The 12,573-nt window shown below is 64.9% G+C and carries 10 protein-coding genes; 3 read left to right on the top strand and 7 right to left on the bottom strand.

The features are described 5' to 3' along the window. Window positions 1–94 precede the first annotated feature (94 nt). Window positions 95–1,462, top strand: coding sequence for a magnesium transporter (gene mgtE, locus D3I60_RS04050; RefSeq protein WP_262774861.1), 1,368 nt, complete (start codon window positions 95–97; stop codon window positions 1,460–1,462). A 22-nt stretch (window positions 1,463–1,484) separates the two neighbouring features. On the opposite strand, the gene D3I60_RS04045 is transcribed toward mgtE, so the two are convergent. Together D3I60_RS04045 and D3I60_RS04040 are read right to left on the bottom strand one after the other, a co-directional pair. Then, on the bottom strand, window positions 1,485–3,272 hold the full coding sequence (locus D3I60_RS04045; RefSeq protein WP_262774860.1) for an ABC transporter ATP-binding protein: 1,788 nt from the start codon (window positions 3,270–3,272) through the stop codon (window positions 1,485–1,487). After that, the gene (locus D3I60_RS04040) at window positions 3,269–5,008 is read right to left on the bottom strand and encodes an ABC transporter transmembrane domain-containing protein (RefSeq protein WP_262774859.1); all 1,740 of its coding nucleotides are present in this window, start codon (window positions 5,006–5,008) and stop codon (window positions 3,269–3,271) included. The genes D3I60_RS04045 and D3I60_RS04040 overlap by 4 nt, the downstream gene beginning before the upstream one ends. Before the next feature lie 83 nt (window positions 5,009–5,091). Between D3I60_RS04040 and D3I60_RS04035 the strand changes: the two genes are divergently transcribed. Continuing rightward, window positions 5,092–5,976: an oxidoreductase gene (locus tag D3I60_RS04035; protein ID WP_262774858.1), complete on the top strand. Its 885-nt coding sequence runs from the start codon at window positions 5,092–5,094 to the stop codon at window positions 5,974–5,976. 51 nt (window positions 5,977–6,027) lie between these two features. Then, window positions 6,028–6,918, top strand: coding sequence for an amidohydrolase family protein (locus D3I60_RS04030; protein ID WP_262774857.1), 891 nt, complete (start codon window positions 6,028–6,030; stop codon window positions 6,916–6,918). Window positions 6,919–7,030: 112 nt separating this feature from the next. Here D3I60_RS04030 and D3I60_RS19320 read toward each other — a convergent pair whose 3' ends face one another. From D3I60_RS19320 to D3I60_RS04010, 5 genes are all read right to left on the bottom strand, one after another. Beyond that, complete coding sequence (locus D3I60_RS19320) at window positions 7,031–7,924, bottom strand: GntR family transcriptional regulator (protein WP_369415269.1); 894 nt, start codon at window positions 7,922–7,924, stop codon at window positions 7,031–7,033. A gap of 59 nt (window positions 7,925–7,983) precedes the next feature. Next, complete coding sequence (pdxA, locus tag D3I60_RS04025) at window positions 7,984–9,009, bottom strand: 4-hydroxythreonine-4-phosphate dehydrogenase PdxA (RefSeq protein ID WP_262774856.1); 1,026 nt, start codon at window positions 9,007–9,009, stop codon at window positions 7,984–7,986. After that, complete coding sequence (locus D3I60_RS04020; RefSeq protein ID WP_262774855.1) at window positions 9,009–10,256, bottom strand: four-carbon acid sugar kinase family protein; 1,248 nt, start codon at window positions 10,254–10,256, stop codon at window positions 9,009–9,011. Before D3I60_RS04020 ends, pdxA begins: the two co-directional genes overlap by 1 nt. Continuing rightward, complete coding sequence (locus tag D3I60_RS04015; protein WP_262774854.1) at window positions 10,253–11,314, bottom strand: 2-keto-3-deoxygluconate permease; 1,062 nt, start codon at window positions 11,312–11,314, stop codon at window positions 10,253–10,255. The genes D3I60_RS04020 and D3I60_RS04015 overlap by 4 nt, the downstream gene beginning before the upstream one ends. A gap of 98 nt (window positions 11,315–11,412) precedes the next feature. Continuing rightward, window positions 11,413–12,573: acyl-CoA dehydrogenase family protein (locus D3I60_RS04010; RefSeq protein ID WP_262774853.1), on the bottom strand; the 1,161-nt coding region annotated here is incomplete at its 5' end.

Here is a 12,573-nt window from a genome sequence, read left to right as displayed (position 1 = left end):
TCGCGGCTGCGCGCTGTCGAGGCGAGGTCGGCACCGCCTCGTGGATGGCCTAGGCTTGACTGCGGGAGTTTCCGTCCGAGGTGAGGGGGCATGTGTGGCCGATACGACAGAGGGCACCGAGGCGGCCGACCGACTCGAATCCGCGCTCACCGGCAGAATCGATCCCGGCACTCTCGACGAGATCTCCGGTCTGGCCAGGCTGGTCCCGCGTACCGAGATTGCCCGACTCGTTCACACCTCGACCCCGCTGCAGTCGGCGATGCTCTTCCGCGTGCTGACGAAGGAGGAGGCACTCGACGTCTTCGAGGACCTGCCTCCGGCGTACCAAGCCGAACTCATCGGCAATCTCCGCGAACCCGAGGTCGCCGATATCGTCGAGGGCCTCGACCCCGATGACCGCGCCGAACTGTTCGGTGAACTGCCCGCCAGCGTGGCCAGCCGCCTGATGAAGGGGCTGACCCCGGGCGAGCGGTCGATGACGTCCGCGGTGCTCGGCTACCCGAAGTCCGCGATCGGTCGGTACATGTCTCCGGAAGTCCTCGGCATCCACGAGGATTGGACGGCCGCCCAAGCGATGGAGGTCGTACGCGCCCGTATCGACGGACCCGAGACCGTCTACCTGCTGCCCGTCGTCGGTCCCGGCCGGGTGCTGCGCGGAGTGGTGTCGCTGCGCAACCTGCTTGCCGCCGAGGATGACACGATCATCGAGGACATGGTTCGTGATTCGCTGAGCACTCATGCGCTGACGGATCGTGAGGAAGCCTCGCGTGAGTTCCTCTCCCACCGGCTCATCGCGATGCCGGTGACCGACCAGGAGGAGCGGCTCGTCGGCATCCTCACCATGGACGACGTCCTCGATATCGTCGACGAGGAGGACGCGGAGGACCTCGCCCGCGGGTCCGGTACGGAACCGCTGGACCGCTCCTACCTGTCCTCGACGATCATTCGCCTGGTCAAGAGCCGCATCGTGTGGCTGCTCGTCCTCGCCGTATCAGCGATCCTCACCGTCCAGGTCCTCGAAGTCTATGAGGACCGACTCGATCAGGTCGTCGTCCTCGCGCTATTCATTCCGCTGCTCACCGGCACCGGCGGCAACACCGGCAACCAGGCGGCCACCACCGTCACCCGCGCCCTGGCCGTCGGCGAGGTGCGCGTCCGCGACCTCGGACGAGTGATCTGGAGGGAGCTGCGCGTGGGCGCGGTACTCGGTTCTGTGCTCGGCGCGTTGGGATTCGTCATCGCCGGGCTCGTCTACGGCTGGGCGATCGGCCTGGTCATCGGACTGACCCTGCTCTCGGTGTGCATCATGGCCGCGACCGTCGGCGGGCTGATGCCGATCATCGCGAAGAAAGTCGGGGCGGATCCGGCGGTGTTCTCCAACCCGTTCATCTCCACGTTCTGCGATGCCACGGGCCTCATCCTCTACTTCACGATCGCCACGACGGTGCTCGGCCTGAGCTGATGACGCGGGTTGGGCAACGACCTCAGCCCGACCAGGCCTCCCACAGCTCGGCGTAGCGGCCGCCCGCACCGACGAGTTCGGCGTGGGTGCCTTCCTCGATGACCTGCCCGTGCTCCATGACGAGGATCCGGTCGGCTTTCTCCGCTTGGCTGAGCCGGTGGGCGACGATGAGCGCACCACGGCCGGCAAGGGCCGCCTCGGCGGAGGATTCGAGGACATGGGCTCCGGCCGATCCCGCCTCGGCGGTGGCTTCGTCGAGGATCGCGAAGTCCGGGTCGGCGAGGACGAGGCGGGCGAGCGCGATCATCTGCTCTTGAACCGCGGACAGGCGGACCCCGCCCTCCCCGACCTGCGTGTCGAGGCCGTTGGGCAGGGACGTCGCCCACCCGGCGCCGACCATGTCCACGGCATTGCGAACCTCGTCATTGCTTGCGTCCGGACGCGGCAGGGTGATGTTCTCGCGCAGACTGCCGGAAAAGGTGTGCACCTCCTGCGCGACCATGGCGATATGCCGGCGCAGCGCGGATTCGTCCATCGACCCCACGTTCACCCCGTTCGCCGAGGCGGCCCCGCCATCCGTGAGACGTGCCCGTCCGTGACCGGGTGCGGACAGTCCCGCGGCGATCTTCGCCAGCGTCGTCTTCCCGGCACCGGTGGTGCCGACGACGGCGATGTGCTCACCCGGCGCGATGCTCAGGTTCACCCCGCGCAGCACGTGATTGTCCGTATCCGGGTCGGTGTCGTAGGAGAACCACAGGTCCTCGAGCACGAGCGTGGGGGTGGTGGGTGCAGCCTGGATCGGTCGCCTCGGCGCGGTTCTGGCTTCGTCGATGACTCCGACCATCCGGGTCAGGGAGGCGCCGGCCGATTGGACCTGATCGAAGAGTCCCACGAGGGCGCCGATGGGGTTGAAGAGGCGGTGGAAGACCAGGGCCGCCGTGGTCACGGCGCCGGCGGTGGACTCCCCGAACCAGACGAGGACGAAGCCGGCGACCAGGAGCAGGGAGAGGACGACCGCCTCGGCGCGGTTGTTGCGACCGAAGGCGCGGGTGACGAATCGGAAGACGTCGATCGACAGGTCGCGGGCATGCGCGGAGGCGGAGTCGATGCGTCGCATCTCCCCGGCCTCTGCGCGATAGGCACGCAGGGTCGTGCTACCTGTGAGGCCGCCGAGCAGGCGGCCGGCGCGCCTGCCGAAAGCCGCGCGTTCTTCTTTGTAGATGGGTTCTGATCTGGGCAGATACCAGCGCAGGGTGAGCCAGTACATCGGCACGGCGACAAGACCGGTGAGGCCGAGACGCCAATCGATGGCGGCCAGACCGAAGCCGGAGACCACGACGACGAGGAGGGATTCGACGACGAGCGGCAGCACTTGGCCGGCGGCCTCGCCGATCTTGCGGGAGTCGTCGGCGACGCGGGAGACGAGGTCGCCGGTGCCGGTGCGTTCGATCCGCTGGGACTCGAGTGTCAGGGCCGAGTCGACGACCTCGGTGCGCAGTTCGGCGACGACGGGCATCGCGATCCGGGCGAGCGCCCAGGCGCCGATCCATGTACCGGCGGCCATGACGATGCCGGCGATCGCGACGGCGATGGCGCACGTCCACACGAGTTCGGTGTCGGCTCCGGCGGGGAGTTCGTCGACGAGACGGCCGATCGCCCACGGCCCGACGAGGCCGGCTCCGGCGTTGGCCAGTCCCGCGACGACGAGGAGGACGATCCAGCCGACTCTGCGGCGCAGCAGCGGGGCCAGATGAGCGAAGGAGCGACGCCGCGAGGCGATCGTCAGGGTGGTATTGGTCGGTGTCGTCATCGGGTCACCGCATCTCTGTATGCTGCGGCGCTGTCGGTGTCTGTCTCGAGGAGGTCGGCGTGGCGGCCGATGAGCAGCGGGCCTGACGTGGGGCGATAGACGACGGTGTCGGCGGCGGCGAGGAAGGCCGGTGACGAGGTGAGGATGATCGTGGCCTGGTCTCCTCCCCTGTGGCGCAGTCGGCAGAGTCCCTGGGCGATCTTCGCTTCGGTGACCGCGTCGACGGCGGTGGTGGGTTCGGCGAGGACGAGGATCTTCGGGTCGGCGTTCAGGGCTCGAGCCAATGCGACGCGCTGCCGCTGACCGCCGGAGAGGTTCCCGCCGAGTTCCTGGATCCGATAGTCGAGTCCCCCGTCGACGAGGTCGAGCAGCTCATCGACTCCCGAGGCGGTGAGCACCTCGGGCGAGATCGGCGGGTGGCCGGTCGGGTGATCGGCTGCCTCTGTCCGATCGTCGGCGACGACCATCGTGATGTTCGATCCGATGGTGCCTTCGAACAGGTCGACGTCGTGGGGCGCGACGAGCATCCGGGCGGGGCCGAGGATCCGGGCATGAGAGGTCAGCTCAGCCAGCAGCACGGCTGCGTCCTCGGCATCCTCGGAGACGATGCAGGTCAGCGCTCCGCCGGTGGTGGTGAGTTCTCGGGCCTCGCCGTTCGTCGGCCATCCGGTCACGGTGATTCCGGATTCGGTGGTGGTGACACTCGGGCGGGTGCCACGGGTGGTGGGGGCCGCCTCGGCGAGGGTGTCCGTCGCATCGGCTGTGCTGGTTGCAGCATCGAGGCTGGTGAGCAGGCGGGCGATCCGGTCGGCGGCTCCGTGTGATTGGGCGAAGAGGCCGACGATGTCGGCGAGTGCGCGCATGGGTTCGGTGAGGAAGGCGGTCATGCCGAGGATGCCGATCAGCGCCCCGACGCTCATCTGGCCGTCGATGAGACGCAGGCCCGCGACGATGAGGACGATCGCCAGCACCGCGGACATGACGAGCGCCCCGAGTCCGGCCACGCGGCCGGTTCTCTCACCTGTGGCGACGCCGGCTTCGGCGGCCGCATCGGAGGTGGTCCGGTAGCGACGCACCGCCCACGGTTCCCCTCCCATCGCTTTGATCACGCGCAGTCCGTGCATGAGGTCGGAGGCCGAGCGTCCGGCGGAGGCGACAGCTTCGAGCTGCGCGGTCGCGCGCACGGAGACGGACCGGCCGGGCAGGGCGACGATGATCAGACCGATGGGCACGGCGATGAGGACGACGAGTCCGGTCACGGGGTCGGCGATGAGGAGGAAGACCGCGGCGGTGATCATGCCCAACACCGAGGCGATGCCGCGTCCGGCCTGCTGGAAGGACGCGGCCGCGGTGTCGGCATCGGCGGACGCGGTGGACAGGATTTCGCCCGAGGTGCGGTCGGCCGGCAGGCTCGGGGCGGTCAGCGCCGCGTGTGTGATCTCGACGCGCAGGGCGTGGGCTTCGTGTTCACGGGCGGAGTTGCACAGACGTGCGCCGAAACGGTACCCGAGGCTGAGCACGGTGAAGAGGAGGCCGAGGCCGATGATCGAGATGACGAGAGCCGGGATCGACAGCGGGATGATCGCCCGGTCGACGATGATGCCGATCGCCACCGGCACGAGCGCTTCGCACACCTGCCACACGGACAGTGCGCCCGACCCGCCGAGCAGTGGACGGATGCGCCGACGGGCGGCTCGGCGCAGAATCTGCGCACCGGTTTCAGGGGTCTTCGGCACGAAGGCTACCCTAACAAATTCGGTGGTGCGGTGGCGGCTCGGTTGAACAGCCGACTGCCAGGGCGGAAATCTAGGATGGCCTCATGACTTCTCCGATCGACTTCGGCATTCCCGATCTCACAGGGCGCTCGGTTCTCATCACCGGCGCGAACAGCGGTCTCGGTCGGGTGACAGCTCGGGTACTCGCAAGCCGCGGTGCCCACGTCATCCTGGCCGTGCGCAATCGCGCGAAGGGTGAAGCCGCCGCAACGACGATGTCCGGCAGTACGGAGGTGCGCGACCTCGACCTCGCCGATCTGTCCTCGGTGCACGATTTCGCAGCGGACTTCACCGATCCGATCGATCTCCTCATCAACAATGCGGGAATCATGATCCCGCCCCTGTACCGGACCGTCGACAGGTTCGAATCGCAGTTCGGGACGAACCACCTCGGCCATTTCGCCCTGACGAATCTGCTGCTCCCGCAGGTGCGTGAGCGCATCGTCACCGTCGCTTCCATCGCCCACCGGTTCGGCACGATCGAATTCGACGACCTCCAATGGACGGGCCGACCGTATCGGCCGATGGCCGCCTATGGTCAGTCGAAGCTGGCGAACCTGCTCTTCACCTGTGAACTCCAACGTCGACTGTCCGAACGGTCATCCTCGGTGCTCGCGACGGCGGCCCATCCGGGGTTGGCGGCGACGAACCTCTTCGGGTCCAGCGACGACGGCTCCTTGGACGCCCGAGTCAGCCGTGCGTTCACCCGGGTGGTCGCCCAGAGCGAGCAGAACGGGGCACGGCCGACGCTCTGTGCCGCTGTCGCCGATCTGCCCGGTGGCAGCTACATCGGCCCCACCGGTCCGTTCGAGATCCGCGGAAGACCGGGGTTCGCCTCCCGTTCGGCGAAGTCCACCGACACCGAGGTGGCTCGCCGACTGTGGGCGGTGTCCGAAGAGCTGACCGGGGTCACGTTCCCGGAACTGTGAGGACGGCGGGTGCCTGCGGTGACTAGGGTGGGTCAATGACGATTCTGCGCAATGCTCGTCGGTGCTCTTCACTCGGGGCTGACGACGCTCGTCGATCTCGGCACGCATCCGGACTCGTTTGTCGAAGAATTCCGGTCCGACCGCGGAATCCCGGGGATCGTCAGCGCCGGATCGGCCGCCTCGGCGCCGGGCAGCACGCAGATCGAGGCGATGGGATTCCCCATCGAATCCGGTGTCACCGGGCCCGACGATGCCGAGCGGTTCCTCGACTGGAGGGAGGCCGGCGGAGCAGATCTCATCAAGATCATCATCGAGGATCGGGGCGCCACCGAGGTGCCCGCCCTCGATATTCCGACGCTGCGGGCGCTCGTCGACGGTGCCCGTGGCCGGGGGCTGCTCACCGTCGCCCATGCGGTCACTCCGGGGGCGTTCGATCGCGGCCTCGAGGCCGGTGTCGATGTGCTCACGCATGTCCCGTTCGGGGCACGGCTGAGCGAGGCGACGATCTCTCGGATCGTCGAGACGGGCACCATCGTCTCCCCCACTTTGGTGATGATGCGTGCGATTGCCGACGCCCGCCTCGGCGAGCGTGCCGATTCCGCGTTCGCGCTCGCTCTGGCGAATGTGCGCGCCCTGCATGAGGCGGGGGCGCGGATCATTGCGGGCACCGACGCGAATGAGACGCCGTTCGCGCCCGTGCCCCACGGTGCGTCGCTGCACGATGAGCTCGGCTATCTCCTCGAAGCCGGGATGACTGCCGCCGAGGCGGTCCGGTCGGCCGCCTCGGGCGCAGCCGATGCGCTCGGGCTGGATGACCGGGGGCGGATTGTCGACGGCGGCCGTGCGGATCTACTGGTCCTCGGGACCGATCCACTGACTGACCTGGAGGGTCTGCGCACCCCCGCCGAGGTGTGGGTCGGCGGGATGCAGGTCAGCGGCTGACCTTGGGTACCGGCCGACTGCAGCCCCACTCAGCTCAGCGGAATGCCTGCTGGCCGGTGATGTGGCGGCCGAGTCCCCCGAATAGTTAACTCATCAAAAGGTGCCCAGCAATTCAACTTTGAGACTCATCTGAGATACGCGCAGCAAATTCTGTCAAGGACTCAGCGAGTTGTAGTGCACTGACGCTCAGTCCCAAGGCTTCGTCTGGCGAACTGTGTGGATTCACGCTTCCTGATTTGAACGAGCGCGAATTGTCCTGGGCATTGGCCCCTGCATCGACATCGAAAGCTACCTGATCGCCTCTGTGCCAGGTGCAGAAGTATTCTATGGCTGACCCTGCAGAATCGAGACTGGTGCCTTCTAGCACCAGCAATGGAGCGCCGACTGGCACGGACATTTCGGCAGCCACAGATCCCGAAGCTGCGACTGCTCGCACTTGCCTGCGCCCAGCGGAAACGGGGACCCCATAACGCGCTGCGAGAGTCTCGTGCAGAGAGACATCGACAAGGTCGCTGGCTTGCAGTCCCGGCACAGTCGACCTTGCCAACCATGTGTGGATAAGTGCAATCGGCTCGCTTCCGACACTGCGTAGACGCAATATCGATACGAGATCCGAAGTCCCTAGAGCCGCCTCTGCCCGAGGATCAGCTTCGCTCTCGAGTCGAAGAACTTCGGTAGTAACTACGTCGTCGGAGGTAGCAATCTGAGCAGACAGTCCAGACATCTTCTGAACCGCCCGGTGATGCTCATGCTTCGGTGCAACAACGCTTCCGCGTCCTCGGCCTCGTTGGATCAGACCATCACTGGTGAGTCCCGACAGCGCCTGCCTGACTACCGACCGGGAGATTCCAAATCGCTCCTGGAACTGAGCTTCAGTAGGCAATCGAGTCCCAGGAGGCAGCTGACCACCTGCAATTGCAGTTCGCACCGTATCACCAAGTTGCCTGTGCAACGGGACATCGGACGCAGGGTCGAGTCTGGTGGGAGACTGATCATCGATCCACATGATTCTCCTCTGTCCGAACGGGGACCTTCGGCTGACTCACCCGGCCGGATCAGAATATCTCACATCACTTGCGCGGCTTCCCACACGACACCCCATTCGGGTGCCAGAGCCGCGGCGCGTTCGATAGACAGCACAAGGCTGGTCTCGCGTGCGATTCCCCGTCCGGCGATATCGAAGGCTGTGCCGTGGTCGACGGACACGCGAACTACGGGCAGACCGACGGTGATGTTGACGCCGTCATCGCCGTAGACAGCCTTGAACGGAGCGTGACCTTGGTCGTGGTAGCAAACGACAACGAGGTTGACCTTGCCGCGCACTGCAGAGGGAATGAGAGCATCGCCGGGGAGCGGCCCGTCTACGTTGAGCCCGGAGTCCTTCGCCGCGGCGACGGCTGGCGCTAGAACATCGGCATCCTCATTACCGAACAGGCGGTTCTCCCCAGCGTGCGGGTTGAGTCCGGCAAGTCCGATCAGTTCGTCCGGAGTACCCATCGATTTGGCAAAGGCGCCTGCGAGTTTGAGGACGCTGAGCGTGCGACCGTAGGTGATGTCCTCGATCGCCTGGCGCATTGATACATGTGTGGTCAGGTGAAAGAAATAGAGGTCTCCCGCGGAGAGGACCAAGGAGTAATCCTTGACACCGAACTCATGGGCAAGCAGCTCGGTGTGGCCGGGAAACTGGTGACCGCCGGCGTGCATCGCGGCTTTGTTCAGCGGTGCAGTGACAATGCCGTCAACGTCCCCGGCCTTGGCCAGTCGACACGCTTCGACGACGTACCGATAAGAACCGTCTCCCGCAGCTGCGCTGAGCTCGCCGACGACGACATCGCTCAGATCCTGACCGACCTGAACGACCTCAACGGTGCCGGGAATGTTGCGAGCTTCAGCAGGCGAGCTGATCTCTCGAACTGCCGAGGCTTCCCCTCCAACTGCTTCGACTCCGCGCCGGACCGAGGCCACATCGCCGATGACGACCGGCACGCACTTCTCACGCAGCTCGTCGTGTCCGAGAAGTGACTTCGCGGTGATCTCGGGACCGATCCCTGCAACGTCTCCCAAAGTGATGGCCAAAACAGGTAGTGACATTATTCTTTTCCTTCTAGCTCGATGCCAAGCAGATCTGCAGCAATATATGCAACATCAGGGAGGCGACCGAAGCCGCCGGCTTTTGTGACGACAGTTGTCCCGTGGCGATTCCCGCCGTCGATGGTGCCGATCGGGATGCCTTCCCGCACCGTCGAATGAATAAGCAGGCCGCGAGCGCCGAGCCGGTTGAGCACTGCTCGCGCTCCTTCACCGCCCAACAACATGAGTCCTGTCGATGGATCCGACCCGGTGAGTTCGGCCGTCGTCTCAGCGATAAATTCTGCGACTAGGTCCGTCTGGACTGTCCGTCCAGCTGGGGCATCGATGACGACGACAGGCGCAGATGAGTCATCTGCGCGCACCTCTTCCAGCCATGCTCGACGTGATTCCCGGTGCAGGATCTGCGTCAGATCAGGCTTCCAGACTTCGACTGCTCCAGCCATTGACTCAGTGAGTGCGACGATCTGCTCGCGGGTCACGGTGTGCAGAGAGCTAGCCACGATAATAAGTCGACGGCAGGTCGGCACGACCCATTCCCGGAATTCCAGTTCTGAGCCCCAGACAGTTGAGAGAGCGGAAGCCAACCCAGCGGAGCCGACAGGAACGACGGTGCCGCCGAACTCTGCGACCACCTCCGCGATGGTACTGAGATCGTTGTCGGTGCGGGCGTCCACCGTCAGAGACGCGGTGCCCGAGCCTTGAGCCCTTTTGATGGCACGCCTTAGGTGCTCGTGCTCGATTGAGCCGTTGAAAGCTTCGCTGTCAGGCAGTATTTCCGCCACAAATGAGGTTGTCACCGGCGTGACCGGGTCGTTTCCGATGGCTGTCTCGTCAACCGGGGTACCGTCGACGAGCAGCCTGCCTCCGATGACGGTCCGACCCATCGCCGGGTAGGCAGGGCAGACAAGGGCCACCGCTTCCGGTTGTCCAGTCTTCCATCCAGCCAGGGCGCCGTCGATCTGCGCGGCGACGGAGCCTCTCAGGGTTGAGTCGATCTTGAGGAAGAGGCACTGATCTTGACCAGCAGTACCAGCGAGCACTGCTTCCCGCGTCAGTTGACGTGCTTCGTCGTCGTTCATGGCACGAGCGTCGGTAACTCGCGCACTCACCGTCCCGTTCGACTGATTCTCGCTGACGGACTCGTCGAGTTGAAGTCGCGCCTGCCAACCGGCACGCGCGAACTGCACAGACGAGTCAGTTGCTCCAGTCAGGTCGTCGGCGACGACGAGGACTGCCGGGGATGTCACAGTCCCTCGGGGCGCAGCGGGGCTGACTCGGTATTCTCGTCCTGAGCTTTGAGTCCGCGCTCCCGTTTGAGGACCCAAGCGGCGAGGAGCGGAGCGAGAACGGCGGAGACGAGAACTGCCGAGGCGACCTGGGCTGTTGCGACCTCGACGAAGGGCTCGAACGTCGGATCAGCGCCAGCGATGATCGCTGGGGTGGCGATGGCGTTTCCTGCTGTCGTCGCCGAGGCAATTCCGATTCCGGATTGATTGCCACGACGGAGGATCCACCGGTATCCGAAGTACGCCAAAGTTCCGGTGAAGAGAGTGGCAAAGGCGCCGACCAAAAGGCCCGAAAGGCCACCAGTGACGACGTTTCCGAGATCGATTCCGGTTCCGAGGGCAAAGGCGAAGAACGGGATCACCATATTCGGAATTGGACGCATGATCTCGGTCCATTTCTCATCGAGGTTGCCGACGATGATACCGAGAACGAGCGGGATCACTGCAGCCAGAAGCAGAGTGTAGGGAATGTCGGCAAGTCCTGCCGCGCCAAGGAAGAGCATTGAGAAGAAGGGACCATCGTTAATGGCTGAGGCCATATACGCTCCCCGATCACGGGCATCTCCATAACGACCGGTGAAGGCAAGCCACAAGCCGCCGTTGCTGTTGTCCATGGTGACGATCAGCGCAAGGATAGAGACTCCCAGGATTCCGTCGATCCCGACGAAATGCCCCAAGAGGACGACCAGCGCTGCGGGAATGAGTGATTTCGTCAGGAGAATTGTTCCCGCTGTCGCCAGAACCGGACCCGAAGTCTTCAATGTGATCTGCATCCCCGTGGCGAAGATGAGGATGCCGATTAGCGGTAGAGCCGAGTCTTTGAATAGCGCCGTGGTGAAGTTCCCGAGGTCAAGGAATCCGGGGAAGAAGGTCCCGACAATGGAGCCGAGGATGAGCGGAATGAGCATGATTCCACCCGGAATCCGATTCATCCCGTCGAAAAGCGGAATGCGACTTTTGATCTGCGATTCGGCAACCATGACGAATCCCCTTTGCAAGAAGTGATGTGAGAGCATCATCGTTAGTTTGTACGTACACAGTGTACGTACAAACTAACGATGCGCCAATAATTTCCTGCCCGGACCATGCAGCCCGCCTCTGCTTCAACCCACTCAGATCAGCGGAATGCCTGCTGGCCGGTGATGTGGCGGCCGAGGATGAGGGTGTGGACCTCGTCGGTACCTTCGTAGGTGCGCACGGATTCGAGGTTGTTCGCGTGCCGCAGCGGTGAGTATTCGAGGGTGATGCCATTGCCGCCGAGCATCGTCCGGGCTTCCCGGCAGATGGCGATGGCTTCGCGGCAGTTATTCAGCTTTCCGACGGAGATCTGCACGGGATCGAGGGTCCCGGCGTCCTTGAGCCGTCCTGTCTGGATGGCCAGGAGGGTGCCCTTCTGGATCTCGAGGGCCATGTTCACCAGCTTCTCCTGAGTGATCTGGTAGGCGGTGAGCGGCTTGTCGAACTGGAGGCGGTTCTGTGCGTAGTCGAGGGCGACCTCGAAGGAGTCGCGGGCGGCCCCCATGGCGCCCCACATGATTCCGTACCGGGCCTCATTGAGGCAGGAGAACGGCCCCTTCAGTCCCGTGACCTCGGGCAGGACCGCCTCGGCGGGCAATTTCACGTCCTCAAGTTCGATATCGCACTGGATGGAGGCCCGCATCGACAGCTTCTGCGTGATCGGGGTGGCGGTGAATCCGGGGGTGTCGGTGGGCACGAGGAAGCCGCGGATGCCGTCGTCGGTGGCGGCCCAGATGACGGCGATATCGGCGATCGAGGCCAGACCGATCCAGCGCTTGGCGCCGTTGAGCGTCCAAGATCCGTCGGCGTTACGTGTGGCAGTGGTGGCCATGGATGCCGGGTCGGACCCGGCGGTAGGTTCAGTCAGTCCGAAGCAGCCGATGATCTCTCCGGCGGCCATTCCGGGCAGGTAGCGGTTCTTCTGCGCCTCGGAGCCGAACTTGTGGATTGCCGACATCGCCAGCGATCCCTGGACGGAGACGAAGGTGCGCAGTCCGGAGTCGCCGGCTTCGAGTTCGAGGGCGGCGAGACCGTATTCGACGGCGGAACGCCCCGGGCAGCCGTAGCCCTGCAGATGCATGCCGAGGAGATCGAGCTCGCCCATCTCACGCACGATCTCGGTCGGGAAGATCGCGCCTTCGTACCAGTCGGCGATGTTCGGGCGGATCCGCTCGTCGACGAAAGTGCGGACCTTTTCGCGCAGCGCCAGCTCGTCGTCGGTGAGGAGTCCGGCGAGGTCGAGCAGGTCGGAGGGGTCGGC

Source organism: Brevibacterium permense, assembly GCF_025506275.1.
GTDB classification, from domain to species: domain Bacteria; phylum Actinomycetota; class Actinomycetes; order Actinomycetales; family Brevibacteriaceae; genus Brevibacterium; species Brevibacterium permense_A.
The sequence above is the reverse complement of the archived record's forward strand: the minus strand, read 5'-3'. Positions and strand labels throughout refer to the sequence as shown.

Coding starts and splice junctions, on each gene's coding strand:
- D3I60_RS04045 (WP_262774860.1), bottom strand. CDS start 3,272: ATGACGACACCGACCAATACCACCCTGACGATCGCCTCGCGGCGTCGC.
- D3I60_RS04030 (WP_262774857.1), top strand. CDS start 6,028: ATGCTCGTCGGTGCTCTTCACTCGGGGCTGACGACGCTCGTCGATCTC.
- D3I60_RS04015 (WP_262774854.1), bottom strand. CDS start 11,314: ATGATGCTCTCACATCACTTCTTGCAAAGGGGATTCGTCATGGTTGCC.
- pdxA (WP_262774856.1), bottom strand. CDS start 9,009: ATGTCACTACCTGTTTTGGCCATCACTTTGGGAGACGTTGCAGGGATC.
- D3I60_RS04035 (WP_262774858.1), top strand. CDS start 5,092: ATGACTTCTCCGATCGACTTCGGCATTCCCGATCTCACAGGGCGCTCG.
- D3I60_RS19320 (WP_369415269.1), bottom strand. CDS start 7,924: ATGTGGATCGATGATCAGTCTCCCACCAGACTCGACCCTGCGTCCGAT.